This is a genomic window from Streptomyces sp. CGMCC 4.7035 (genome assembly GCF_031583065.1).
Classification (GTDB): Bacteria; Actinomycetota; Actinomycetes; order Streptomycetales; family Streptomycetaceae; genus Streptomyces; species Streptomyces yaanensis.
Window position 1 is genome coordinate 2,130,857 of record NZ_CP134053.1, and the last position, 11,783, is coordinate 2,142,639.

General features: G+C 70.4%; 13 protein-coding genes. 4 read left to right on the plus strand and 9 right to left on the minus strand.

All coding sequences use genetic code 11. From position 1 onward, the window contains the following. The first annotated feature begins 3 nt into the window (after nt 1-3). Complete coding sequence (gene recX / locus Q2K21_RS08940) at nt 4-777, plus strand: recombination regulator RecX (RefSeq protein WP_310768469.1); 774 nt, start codon at nt 4-6, stop codon at nt 775-777. 115 nt (nt 778-892) lie between these two features. On the opposite strand, the gene Q2K21_RS08945 is transcribed toward recX, so the two are convergent. The 8 genes from Q2K21_RS08945 to Q2K21_RS08975 form a co-directional block, all read right to left on the minus strand. Next, complete coding sequence (locus tag Q2K21_RS08945; protein WP_310768474.1) at nt 893-1,300, minus strand: rhodanese-like domain-containing protein; 408 nt, start codon at nt 1,298-1,300, stop codon at nt 893-895. Then, entirely contained in the window at nt 1,297-1,836 is a 540-nt protein-coding gene (locus tag Q2K21_RS08950; protein ID WP_310768477.1) for a cupin domain-containing protein, read from the minus strand. Before Q2K21_RS08950 ends, Q2K21_RS08945 begins: the two co-directional genes overlap by 4 nt. Before the next feature lie 76 nt (nt 1,837-1,912). Then, complete coding sequence (locus tag Q2K21_RS35720) at nt 1,913-2,080, minus strand: putative leader peptide (protein ID WP_399043552.1); 168 nt, start codon at nt 2,078-2,080, stop codon at nt 1,913-1,915. Between the two features lie 57 nt (nt 2,081-2,137). Continuing rightward, complete coding sequence (locus Q2K21_RS08955) at nt 2,138-3,832, minus strand: FAD-dependent monooxygenase (protein ID WP_310768480.1); 1,695 nt, start codon at nt 3,830-3,832, stop codon at nt 2,138-2,140. Nucleotides 3,833-4,046: 214 nt separating this feature from the next. Then, the gene (locus tag Q2K21_RS08960; protein ID WP_310768483.1) at nt 4,047-4,931 is read right to left on the minus strand and encodes an amino acid ABC transporter permease; all 885 of its coding nucleotides are present in this window, start codon (nt 4,929-4,931) and stop codon (nt 4,047-4,049) included. Continuing rightward, entirely contained in the window at nt 4,928-5,593 is a 666-nt protein-coding gene (locus Q2K21_RS08965; protein WP_310768486.1) for an amino acid ABC transporter permease, read from the minus strand. Before Q2K21_RS08965 ends, Q2K21_RS08960 begins: the two co-directional genes overlap by 4 nt. Before the next feature lie 76 nt (nt 5,594-5,669). Beyond that, nucleotides 5,670-6,509 carry a glutamate ABC transporter substrate-binding protein gene (locus Q2K21_RS08970; protein WP_310768491.1) on the minus strand — a complete coding sequence of 280 codons (840 nt, stop codon included), beginning with the start codon at nt 6,507-6,509 and terminating at the stop codon, nt 5,670-5,672. Between the two features lie 262 nt (nt 6,510-6,771). Beyond that, nucleotides 6,772-7,548, minus strand: coding sequence for an amino acid ABC transporter ATP-binding protein (locus Q2K21_RS08975; RefSeq protein ID WP_310768494.1), 777 nt, complete (start codon nt 7,546-7,548; stop codon nt 6,772-6,774). Nucleotides 7,549-7,885: 337 nt separating this feature from the next. Between Q2K21_RS08975 and Q2K21_RS08980 the strand changes: the two genes are divergently transcribed. Together Q2K21_RS08980 and Q2K21_RS08985 are read left to right on the plus strand one after the other, a co-directional pair. After that, nucleotides 7,886-8,572: a response regulator transcription factor gene (locus tag Q2K21_RS08980; RefSeq protein ID WP_310768496.1), complete on the plus strand. Its 687-nt coding sequence runs from the start codon at nt 7,886-7,888 to the stop codon at nt 8,570-8,572. A gap of 10 nt (nt 8,573-8,582) precedes the next feature. Continuing rightward, on the plus strand, nt 8,583-10,034 hold the full coding sequence (locus Q2K21_RS08985; RefSeq protein WP_310768500.1) for a sensor histidine kinase: 1,452 nt from the start codon (nt 8,583-8,585) through the stop codon (nt 10,032-10,034). Between the two features lie 150 nt (nt 10,035-10,184). Here Q2K21_RS08985 and Q2K21_RS08990 read toward each other — a convergent pair whose 3' ends face one another. Continuing rightward, a complete protein-coding gene (locus Q2K21_RS08990; RefSeq protein ID WP_310768503.1) occupies nt 10,185-11,183 on the minus strand; it encodes a TAXI family TRAP transporter solute-binding subunit in 999 nt (332 codons plus the stop codon). Between the two features lie 99 nt (nt 11,184-11,282). On the opposite strand from Q2K21_RS08990, the gene Q2K21_RS08995 reads away from it, so the two are divergent. After that, nucleotides 11,283-11,732 (plus strand): pyrophosphohydrolase domain-containing protein, encoded by a 450-nt coding sequence (locus Q2K21_RS08995; RefSeq protein WP_310768506.1) that lies wholly within the window; start codon nt 11,283-11,285, stop codon nt 11,730-11,732. The last annotated feature ends 51 nt before the right edge of the window (nt 11,733-11,783 follow it).

Consider the following 11,783-nt stretch of genomic DNA (forward strand, 5'->3'; position numbering starts at 1 on the left):
CCCATGGCGCGACGAACCGACTGGGCCGAGTACGCCCAGCCCGTCGCTCCGCAGGGGCGGGGGAGCCGGGGCGACGGGTGGCCCGTCGGGGACGATGACGGGGCGTACGGCACCGTGCGCGGCGACGGGGGTGAGAACGGCGACGGTATGCCGCCCGGCGTCGGGGCGCGCGGGGGACGGGGGCGAGGCCGGCGGCGCGGTGTCGGGGAAGCGGCCGACGGCCCACAGGACGGAGGCCCCTCCTTCTCGTCGAGGGCCGAGAAGGGGGAGCTCCCGGGGGACCCGGTCGAGCGGGCGCGGGCGATCTGTCTGCGCCTGCTCACCGGCACTCCGCGCACCCGGAAACAACTCGCGGACGCCCTGCGCAAGCGGGAGATCCCCGACGACGTGGCGGACGAGGTGCTGTCACGGTTCGAGGAGGTCGGCCTGATCGACGACAGCGCCTTCGCGGACGCCTGGGTGGAGTCCCGGCACCACGGCCGGGGCCTGGCCCGCCGGGCGCTCGCGCGGGAGCTGCGGACGAAGGGCGTGGACTCCACGCTGATCGACGAAGCGGTGGGGCAGCTCGACGCCGAGCAGGAGGAGGCGACCGCGCGCGATCTCGTCGCCCGTAAGCTGCGCGCGACGCGAGGCCTGGACCGCGACAAACGCCTGCGCCGCCTTGCGGGCATGCTCGCCCGCAAGGGCTACTCCGAGGGAATGGCCCTGCGGGTGGTCCGCCAGGCCCTGGAGGAGGAGGGGGAGGACACCGAGGGGCTGGAGGGCGAGGGGTTCTGAACCGCCGGAGGCTGCCCGACGCCCGCGCCCAAGCGCTCCGCTGGAAGTCCGGCGTGCCACCTGCGGGTGCGTCGTGGCTGGTCGCGCAGTTCCCCGCGCCCCTTTAGGGCGCGGACTACGCCGTCATCGTCACCGGCAACCCCGCCGCCTTCCAGGCCTGGAAGCCGCCCACCAGGTCCGTGGCTCGGTGCAGGCCGAGTTGGCGCAGAGAGGCGGCGGCCAGGCTGGAGGCGTAGCCCTCGTTGCAGACGACCACCACGCGCAGGTCGTGACTTGTGGCCTCGGCGGCGCGGTGGCTGCCCTGCGGGTCGAGGCGCCACTCCAGTTCGTTGCGCTCGACGACGAGGGCGCCGGGAATCAGTCCGTCACGGTCGCGCAGGGCCGCATACCGGATGTCCACGAGCAGGGCCTCGCCGGCCAGCGCGGCCTCGTACGCCTCCGCGACCTCGACCCGGTCGAGGCCCTCGCGGACCCGCTCCAGCAGCTCGTCGATGCCTATGGGGCCTTCGGGTGTGAAGCTCACTGCCAGTCCTCCGGACGCTCGACGTGCTCCAGACGCAGTACCTGCCCCGTACGGCTGTAGCGACGGATCTGCGGCAGCGGCGGGTAGTACGCGTGGACCGAGATCGCGTGCTGCTCGGTGGACTCGTTGAGCACCTCGTGCACATGGTGCTGTCCGAAGGAGCGGCCCGTGCCGGCCGGCAGCCGCCGCTCCCGGTCCACCCCCTCGGTGAGCTCCAGGGTCTTCCAGCCGTCGGCCGGCAGCCGCACGGCGAGCGAGTACTCCTTGAGTTCGCCCGATGCGGTGACGAAGGCGCCGACCGAGTCGGCGTGGTCGTGCCAGCCGGTGCCGGTGCCGGGCGGCCAGCCGATCAGCCAGGCCTCGCTGCCGCCGGGACCCTCCAGGCGTACCCAGGTACGGCCCTCGGGGTCCAGCGGGAGTGAGGCGATCAGCTCCGGGTCGGCGGCCGCACGGCGCACGAAGTCGAGCAGCTCGGCCTGGGTGGGGGCCTCCGGAGTGGAGGCGGAGACAACGGAGACAGAAGGTGACACAGACACGGGTACCGTCCTGAGGCGTTCGCACGGGAGCGCGCAGCGGTACGGGCACGGCGCGCGCGGGTGAAGGGAAACGAGGTCAGCAGGACGGACGACACACGCAGCCCGCATAGCGGACGAGGTCCATATGGACCCTCCGCCACAGGCGCACACAGGTGTCGGTCACGATCCGGAGTACACCATGGCGGTGCCGACCGGTCAACTCACAGTCACTATGTGGACCACAGGGTGACTGTGCGTATGGCACGGATACACCGCACCCTCGCGAGCCGCTCGGCGAGCCTGGTACGCCCGCGTTCGCCGCTCAGCCCGCGCCCGCAGTGGCCTGTTCCTTCGCCGGGCCGCCGAGGGTCGCCTCCGCCGCCTCATACAGGTCCGCCGGGCGTACTCCGCTCAGCGCCGTGACCAGATGGCCGTCCGGGCGGATCAGGAGGACCGTGTGAGGGGCCGCGCCCGGGTAGCTCTCGGCCACCAGGAGTTCGGCGGAGTGCGGCAGGGCCGTCACCGCCGCCGCCAGCCGGGGCATGATCCCGGCCGACACCCAGTGCTTGCGCTCCCACACGCCCGTGCCCGGCGCGACCAGCACCACCAGCAGCGATCCACGCCCCAGCCGTTCCCGCAGCCGTACGAACGAGCCGTCCTCGGCCGTCACCCGCACATCCACGACCTGTGCCCCGGGCTCGGTGTCCACCGATGCCGCCGACTCGGTGTGCGCGGGCGCGAGCGGCGAGGTGGTGTACCTCCCCGGCGCCCCCAGCGCGCCGCGCCCCAGGTGGCCGTCCGCGAGCAGCGCGTCATGGCCGCGGGCGGACCCCGGGACGTACGAACGCAGGCTCCCGCCGCCGCGCAGCACCGGAAGCGCCTGGTCGGAGGCGCGCAGCCGGGCCGCGACCACGGCGCGGCGCTCCGCCTGATAGCTGTCAAGCAGCACCTCGTGCGGACCGTGGTGCCAGGCCAGCGCCAGCTTCCAGGCGAGGTTGTCGATGTCCCTGAGGCCCTCGTCAAGGCCCTGCGTGCCGAGTGCGCCGAGCAGATGCGCGGCGTCCCCGGCGAGGAAGACCCGGCCGGCGCGCCAACGGCGGGCCAGCCGGTGGTGGACCGTGTGGACGCCCGTGTCCAGCAGGTCGTACGCGGGGGTGGAGCCGCCCCCGTTCCAGCCCGCGAGGGTCTCCCGGACCCGCGTCACCAGCAGCTCCGGTGTGACCAGGTCCTTGCCCGGCGGCAGCAGCCAGTCCAGACGCCATACGCCGTCGGGCAGGGGACGCGCCACGACCTCGCCGCCCGAGGGCCCCGACGTCCGCCACGGCGGCATCCGGTGCAGCAACGCCTCGCCGGGCCAGGGAAGTTCGGTGCGCAGAGCTGCGACGGCGTGCCGCTCCACGGCAGTACGGCCCGGGAAGCGGATGTCGAGCAGCTTGCGCACCGTCGAGCGCGGTCCGTCGCAGCCGACGAGGTAACTGCCGCGCCACCACGTGCCCCGGGGGCCGCGCGTGTGCGCCGTGACGCCCGACGGCTCGCTTTCGAGGGAGTCCAGTCGGCTTTCCACGGCGACCTTGACCAGCCGTTCCGAGGCGATGGCGGCCCGCAGGGCGCCGGTGAGCACGTGCTGGGCGATGTGCAGCGGGGCCGGTTCCCCGTCGGCGCCGGGCCCCTCGACCGCGCCCTTGCGATCCTCGGTGGCTCGCCCCGCGGCCGGGCCGTAGGCGCTTCCGGGTTCCTCCTCCGTACCGTCCGGCTGGAACGCGACCTCCCGCGTCACCTGCTTGCGCCGCATCGACCGCCATCCCGTCCAGCGCAGTCCGAGCTCGGCGAGGGCCACTCCGGTCAGCCGTTCCATCAGCGCGGCGGTGTCCTCCCGCAGCACGACGGTGCGCGCGGCCCGCTGCTCGTCCTTGCCCGGCCCCTCGTCGAGGACCACGGACGGCACTTCCTGGCGCGCGAGCGCGAGCGAGAGCGAGAGCCCCACAGGCCCCGCTCCCACGATGATCACCGGGTCCACGGCGTGGCGCCCCCTGCCCTGAGCGGTGTCCTGAGGGACGTATGTGAACAGGAAGTTGGAGCAGGGTGCACGATCACAGAACGTATGCAACCCACTGCCGCTGTTCGCGTCAAGCGACGGGGGCAGTGGCGATCATGCCACTGCCCCCGTGGAGCAACAGGACTGAGAAGACGTCAGGAGGAATGAGAGGCCCGCCGGACGAGGACGGCTCCTCCTACGCCGCCACCCCGGTCGATTCCGCCCCCGCGACCGCCGCCGGAGGCAGCACCGCCCCGGTCGACTTCTTGCCCTGCCGCAGCCGCTTCTCCAGCCAGCTCGCGAACGTCGTCAGCGAGAAGTTGAGGGCGATGTAGATGAGGGCCACGATCGTGAAGCTGGCGATGGTGTTGGCGCCGTAGTACGAGCTCATCGGCGACACGGACGCCAGCAGTTCGGGGAAGGTGAGGACCGCGCCGCCCAGCGCCGTGTCCTTCACGATCACCACGATCTGGCTGACGATCGCCGGCAGCATCGCGGTGACCGCCTGCGGCAGCAGGATGAACCGCATCACCTGGTTCCTGCGCAGACCGATGGCCAGCGCGGCCTCGGACTGGCCCTTCGGCAGGGCCAGGATGCCCGCCCGGACGATCTCCGCGAGCACCGAGGAGTTGTAGAGGACAAGGCCCGTGACCACCGCGTACAGCGGGCGGTCGTCCGAGCCGACGTTCGTGTACTCGGCGAACAGGGCGAGGCCGAAGATCATCAGGACCAGCACCGGGATGGCCCGGAAGAACTCCACCACGACCGCGACCGGGACCCGGATCCAGGCGTGCTCCGAGAGGCGGGCGATGCCCAGGACCGCACCCAGCGGCAGTGATATGAGCATCGAGAGGGCCGCCGCCTTGAGCGTGTTCTCCAGCCCCGGCCAGATGTAGGTCGACCAGGCCTCCGTGCCGCCGAGGTACGGCTTCCACTTCTCCCAGGCCAGCTGGTCCTTGTCGTTGAGGCTGCTGATCACCCACCACAGGAGCGCGGCCATGGCGACCAGGAACACCACCGTGTAGAGGACGTTGCGCCGCTTGGCCCGCGGGCCCTGGGCGTCGTAGAGGACGGAAGTCATCGCTTCACCGCCACCTTCTTGCCCACCCAGCCGAGGATCAGGCCGGTAGGCAGCGTCAGACACACGAACCCGAAGGCGATCACAGCGGAGATCAGAAGGAGTTGGGCCTCGTTCTCGATCATCTCCTTCATCAGCAGTGCCGCCTCGGTGACGCCGATCGCGGCCGCCACGGTGGTGTTCTTGGTCAGCGCGATCAGTACGTTCGTCAGCGGGCCCACGACCGAGCGGAACGCCTGCGGCAGCACCACCAACGTGAGCACCTGGGTGAAGTTCAGCCCCAGCGCACGGGCCGCCTCCGCCTGTCCGACGGGCACGGTGTTGATGCCGGCCCGCAGCGCCTCGCACACGAACGCCGAGGTGTAGGCGATCAGACCGAGAACCGCCAGCCGGAAGTTGATGGTGTCGAAGGCGGTGGCGCCGAGGTTGATGCCCAGGGTCTGGTTGAGCCCCAGTGAGGTGAACAGGATGATCACGGTCAGCGGGATGTTCCGCACGATGTTCACGTAGGCGGCCCCGAAACCGCGCATCAGCGGCACCGGGCCGACCCGCATGGCGGCCAGCGCAGTGCCCCAGATCAGGGAGCCGATCGCGGAGAGGACGGTGAGCTGCACCGTCGTCCAGAACGCTCCCAACAGGTCGTAGCGATCAAGGAAATCGAACATGAGGTCCCGCGCTTCCGCGTGTCGGACAGGCCTCGGTGCGCCGCCTCCGAGGGCGGCGCACCACGTCGGGCCCTGCTTACTGGACGATGTTGCCGATCTTCGGCGCGGGCTCGTACTTGTAGTTCGCGGGGCCGAAGTTCTTCTCCACGGCCTGCTTCCACGAACCGTCCGAGACCATCTTCTCCAGGGCGGTGTTGATCTTCGCCTTGAGGTCGCTGCCCTTCTTGACGCCGATGCCGTAGTTCTCGTTCGTCATCTTGAAGCCGCCCAGCTTGAGCTTGCCCTTGAAGGCGGCCTGCGAGGCGTAACCGGCGAGGATCGAGTCGTCGGTGGTCAGCGCGTCGATGGCGCCGTTCTGCAGACCCGTCAGGCAGGCCGAGTACGTCGGGTACTTCTGCAGGTTGGCCTTCGGGGCCAGCTTGTCCTTGACGTTCTGCGCCGACGTCGAGCCCGTCACCGAACACAGCTTCTTGGAGTTCAGGTCCGAGGGCGACTTGATGCTGTTGTCGTCGGCGCGGACCAGCACGTCCTGGTGGGCGAGCAGGTAGGGGCCGGCGAAGTCGACCTTCTTCTGGCGCTCATCGTTGATCGAGTACGAGGCGGCGATGAAGTCGACGTCGCCGCGCTGCAGCATGGTCTCGCGGTCGGCGCTCTTCGACTCCTTCCACTCGATCTGGTTCGCGTTGTAGCCGAGCTGCTTGGCGATGTACGTGGCGACGTCCACGTCGAAGCCGGAGTAGCCCTGCGGCGTCTTCTGGCCGATGCCCGGCTGGTCGAACTTGATACCGATCTTGATCGTCTTGCCGCCGCCGGAGGAAGAGCCTCCGTCGTTCTTGTCGTCCGAGCCGCAGGCCGTGGCGACGGTGGAGAGGGCGAGTACGACCGCCGCGGCAGCGGTGACCTTACGGAGCTTCATGGTGAACATCCTTTGCGTGGTGAAGAGATGCGGACCGAGTGGCCGGGGCGTGGCCCGTCGGACGCGGTTCGGGGTGGACCGTCGGTGGCGGTTCCGGGCGGACCGTCCGTAGCGGGTGGCGCGGGGCTTCGGTGGCGGGTGGCGCGGGTCGTCGGGCCTGGTGCCCGCGTTCGGGCCCGGGGTGTGCGTCGGGCCGTGGTGCGGAGCGTCGGGCCTGGTGTGTGCGTCGGGCCGTGGTGTGGGCTCTTCGACGCTGCGGGTCTCAGTGGTGCAGGATCTTCGACAGGAAGTCCTTCGCCCGGTCGCTGCGCGGATTGCTGAAGAACTGGTCCGGCGCGGCCTCTTCGACGATGCGGCCGTCGGCCATGAAGACCACCCGGTTGGCGGCCGAACGGGCGAAGCCCATCTCATGGGTGACGACGACCATGGTCATTCCGTCCCGGGCCAGCTGCTGCATGACCTCCAGGACCTCGTTGATCATCTCCGGGTCCAGCGCCGAGGTCGGCTCGTCGAAGAGCATGACCTTGGGGTTCATCGCCAGCGCGCGGGCGATCGCGACGCGCTGCTGCTGGCCGCCGGAGAGCTGCGCGGGGTACTTGTCCGCCTGTGTGCCGACGCCGACCCGGTCGAGCAGGCCCCGTGCCTTCTCCTCGGCCGCCTGCTTGTCCGTTCTGCGGACCTTGACCTGGCCCAGCATCACGTTCTCGAGCACCGTCTTGTGCGCGAAGAGGTTGAAGGACTGGAAGACCATGCCGACGTCGGCGCGCAGCCGGGCCAACTCCTTGCCCTCCTGGGGCAGCGGCTTGCCGTCGATCAGGATCTCGCCCGAGTCGATGGTCTCCAGACGGTTGATGGTGCGGCACAGGGTGGACTTCCCCGACCCCGAGGGGCCGATGACCACGACGACCTCACCACGCGCGATGGTCAGGTCGATGTCCTGGAGCACGTGCAACGCGCCGAAGTGCTTGTTGACGCTCCTCAGGACGACCAGTTCGTCGGTCGCGGCCACCGAGTCCTTGGCCACCGATACTTCGGTCATGTGATGACTGGCTCCGTCCTCGCTCGGTTTCGGAGGACAGTAGTAACGCCGTACGACCAGCGTCATTACATCTGAGGGAGATCTGAGCATCACAATCCGGTAGCGAACGGACACAAGACGTAGTTTCCGGGCGCAGGGCGCGTACCGGCTGGATAACGGAAGCCGTCCGCAACCAGAACCCTCTTGACGCCGTCCTTGTTCATCGGCGTGACTGCCATGGTGCACGCGCGCAGGTGCACTCATTCATGTGGATGCCGCTTTCCAGTACAAGGCGAGAGTCGGCTCTTGTACAGGCTGAGAGCCCACAGGGCCCAGCAGGAACCGGAGGGGAGCCGGTATGAGACTGCTTCTCGTCGAGGACGACAACCACGTCGCGGCCGCTCTGTCCGCGGTGCTGGCCCGGCACGGCTTCGACGTCACGCACGCCCGCAGTGGCGAGGAGGCGCTCCAGGCGATGGTCCCCGAGGGGGCCGGCTTCGGCGTCGTCCTGCTCGACCTGGGCCTGCCCGACCAGGACGGCTACGAGGTCTGCGGCAAGATCCGCAAGCGCACCAGCACTCCGGTGATCATGGTCACCGCGCGCTCCGACGTGCGCTCCCGGATCCACGGCCTCAACCTCGGCGCCGACGACTACGTGGTCAAGCCGTACGACACCGGGGAGTTGCTCGCGCGCATCCACGCCGTCAGCCGGCGCATCCCGCACCTGGACGACACCGGCGCCACCGAGACCGCGCTGCGCCTCGGGCCGGTGCGCATCGAACTCCCCACCCGCCAGGTCAGCGTGGACGGTTCGGTGATCCAGCTGACCCGCAAGGAGTTCGACCTGCTCGCCCTGCTGGCGCAGCGCCCGGGCGTGGTGTTCCGCCGTGAGCAGATCATCAGCGAGGTGTGGCGCACCAGCTGGGAGGGGACCGGACGCACCCTTGAGGTGCACGTCGCTTCCCTGCGCGCCAAGCTGCGCATGCCGGCACTGATCGAGACCGTACGCGGCGTCGGCTACCGGCTCGTCGCCCCGGCCGTGTAGCGGGGACCGGTTGCGCACACGTCTCCTCCCGCTGCTCATCGTCCTGATGGCGGCCGTGCTGCTCGCGCTCGGAATCCCGCTCGCCGTCAGCCTGGCCGCCGCCGAGCAGCAGAGGGTGGTCGTCGACCGCATCGACGACACCGCGCGCTTCGCGGCGCTCGCCCAGTTCGTCACCGAGCGGCCCAGCGGCTCCCGGGTCAGCGACCCGGACGAGCGCCGTGAGACCCTGCGCAAGGAACTCGCCAAGTACCACAGCGTGTACGGCATCCAGGCCGGCGTCTTCTACCGCGACCACACACCCATGGCCAACGCGCCCGAGAACTGGTACCTGCCCGAGGAGGGCGAGGGCCGCGACGCCTTCAACGAGGCACTGCTCGGGCGCCGCAGCCACGACCCCGAACAGGTCTGGCCCTGGCAGCGCACCCGGCTCGTGGTCGCCTCGCCGGTCATCCGCGACGGCGACGTCATCGCGGTCGTCGTCACCGACTCGCCCACCGGGCAGATGCGTTCGAAGACCCTGGACGGCTGGCTGGTCATCGGCGCCGGCGAGATCGCCGCGATGCTGCTCGCCGTCGGCGCGGCGCTGCGCCTGACCGGCTGGGTGCTCAGGCCCGTACGGATCCTGGACGCGACGACCCACGACATCGCGACCGGACGCCTCAAGTCCCGCGTGGCGGCCGCCGGTGGGCCGCCGGAACTCAGGCGCCTGGCCCGGTCGTTCAACGAGATGGCGGACAACGTCGAGAGCGTCCTTGAGCAGCAGCGCGCCTTTGTCGCCGACGCCTCCCACCAGTTGCGCAACCCGCTGTCCGCGCTGCTGCTGCGCATCGAGCTGCTCGCCCTCGAACTGCCCGAGGACAACGAGGAGATCGCCTCGGTCCGTACCGAGGGAAAGCGCCTCACACAGGTTCTGGACGACCTGCTCGACCTGGCGCTCGCCGAGCATGCCGAGGCGGACCTCCAGCTCACCGACATCGGTGCGCTGGCCACCGAGCGCGTCGCGGCCTGGGGCCCGGCCGCCCAGGCCAAGGGCGTACGGCTGACCGGGCACTGTCCGGCCACCACCGCCTGGGCCGACCCGGTCACCCTGTCCAGCGCGCTGGACGCGATCATCGACAACGCGGTGAAGTTCACGCCCGAGGGGGAGCGCGTCGAGGTGGAGGTCGCGGCGGGCGGCGACACCGCCACGGTCGTGGTCACCGACGGCGGCCCCGGACTCAGCGACGAGGAACTGGCCCGTGTCGGCGACCGCTTCTGGCGCAGCGCGGCGCACCAGAACATCAAGGGGTCGGGGCTCGGGCTGTCGATCTCGCGGGCTCTGCTGGAGGCCGGCGGAGGGTCGATCTCGTACGCGCACCATGAGCCGCACGGGCTGAAGGTGACGGTGACGGTGCCGCGGGCGGTCGACGTCGACCCCGCCATTTCGGGCCAGTCGGGCAAGAACAGCCCGTCCGGCGTTTGAGGGCGAGGCCGTTCAGGCCGAAGGGGGCTGGGGACGCAGCCCCGGGACGGCCACCGCACCCCCGAGTGCGGCAAGAACAAGAACACCGGGCGCCCCAAGAACACGGGGCGCCCCGAGGTCACGGCGTCCCAAGGTCATGGCGCCCCAAGGCTACGGCTTCACCGACCGGTAATACCGCCGCGCGCCCTCGTGCAGCTCCAGCGGATCCGTGTAGATCGCCGTGCGCAGGTCCACCAGCTGGGCCGCGTGCACCTGCGCGCCGATGCGGTCGCGACTGTCGATCACCGCGCGGGTGAGCTTCTCGGTGAGGTCGGCGTCCATGTCCTCCCGCGTCATCAGGAGGTTCGCGACGGCCACGGTCTGCACGGAGGAGCCCTGCTGGGCCTCTGGGTAGGCGTCGGCGGGCATCACCGCCGCCCGGTAGTAGCGCGACGCGCCGCCCTGCTCGTGCAGTTTCGCCACCAGATCGCTGCCGATCGGCACCAGGCGGATCGCGAAGTTCTTCGACAACTGCGTGACCGCGCTGGTGGGCAGCCCGCCCGACCAGAAGAACGCGTCGATCCGGTGCCGCTTCAGCAGCTCGGGCATGGTCCCGATGCCGTTCGACAGCGGCGTGATGTCCTTCTTCGGGTCGAGACCGGCCGCGGTGAGCACATGGTCCGCGATCAGCCGTACCCCCGACCCGCCCGGACCCACGGCGACCTTGCGGCCCTTCAGGTCCGCCACGGACTGCACGGAGGAAGAGCGCGGCACCACCAGGTGCACGTAGTCGTCGTACAGCCGTGCGCAGCCGCGCAGCCTGTCGGCGCCCGGCTCGTTCTCCATCATGTACGTCGCCACCGCGTCGGCCGCCGCGATCGTGAAGTCGGCCTTCCCCGTGGCCACCCGCCGCACGTTCTCCTGCGACCCGTCGCTGTTCAGCAGCCGGACGTCCAGTCGCGGCATGTCCTTGGCGATCGCGTTCCGCAGCAGGATGCCGTACTTCTGGTACACCCCGGTCGGGGTGCCCGTACTGAAGGTGATCGTGCCGCTCGGGGAATCCTTGCCGAGCGGCAGGAGCCACCACAGCAGCAGCCCGAAGACCGCGAACGCGGCCGCCGAGCCCAGCAGCGCGCGGCGTCTGCCGATACGGGGGAGGGCCTGGAGCATGCGCGCGATCCTGCCAGGCCACACGCTCCGCTGACCAGGGCAGGGGGTCACAAGAGCACCACAACAGGACCGGCGCTGGGCGGCCGGTAGGGTCACCGGATGCACCCGTCTCCCGCCTCCCCGTCTCCCGCCTCCGCTTCTCCCGCCTCCCCGTCTCCCGCCTCCCTCGTCCGTGAGTTCCACCTCGCCTTCGGCCTCGATGCCCGAACCGTGCCGACGGAGGTGTCCCCGGATCTGGCCGCGCACCGCGGCGAACTGCTTGCCGAGGAGGCCGCGGAGGTCGCCGAGGTCTCCGTCACCGGACCTCTCGACCGGCTGGCGCACGAGCTGGCCGACGTCGTGTACGTCGCCTACGGCACGGCACTCGTGCACGGCATCGACCTCGACGCTGTGATCGCCGAGATCCACCGCGCCAACATGACCAAGGTCGGCCCGGACGGCTCGGTGTCCCGCCGGGCCGACGGGAAGGTACTCAAGGGGGACCACTACCGTGCCCCGGACGTCTCGGCGATCCTGCGCCGCCAGGGCTGGACGCACTCGGAGGCGTAGCGGAGCCCGTTCGGCCCGTCGGCCCTACGTCCTCCACAGGCCTAGACTGGG